The 565-nt window shown below is 39.6% G+C and carries 1 protein-coding gene; it reads left to right on the top strand.

The genetic code is table 11. The annotated features are described in order from the left end of the window. Positions 1-93: 93 nt before the first annotated feature. The coding region (locus ACTXGO_RS16010; protein ID WP_443575218.1) for an REP-associated tyrosine transposase at positions 94-565 on the top strand (472 nt) is incomplete at its 3' end.

Consider the following 565-nt stretch of genomic DNA (forward strand, 5'->3'; position numbering starts at 1 on the left):
AACGCGTGAATATGAAATAGCAAATTGAAATTACTAGACTTGTAGGGTGCGCCCCGCGCACCGATTCAATATCAAAACCATAAAGGAATAAAAATGCCAAGGTACATCCGTTCGTACACCCAAGGCGCTACTTATTTCTTCACATTGGTATCGTACAATCGAAGAAAAATACTATGCGAACCTGATTTCTTAAAAGCATTTAAAAGTAGTATAAGACAGATTCAGAAGCAGTATCCTTTCGAAATTATTGCGTGGGTGCAACTACCTGACCATTTGCACTGTATTTGGAAAATGCCTGATAACGATGCTGACTATAGTATGCGTTGGTCACAGATAAAACGGCTAACCACGCAAGCTTGTCCGCAGTATCATTCAACTAAAGATGCATTGAGCCTTTCAGAAGTAAAACGGAATGAGAGAGGAATATGGCAAAGACGATTCTTGGAGCACCAAATTAGAAACGAGTCTGACTTTATCAAGCATATGGATTATTTGCACTATAATCCTGTCAAACATGGCTTGGTTGATAAGGTTGCAGATTGGCCTTATTCAAGCTTTCATCGCT

This window comes from Psychrobacter sp. T6-1, from assembly GCF_052258445.1.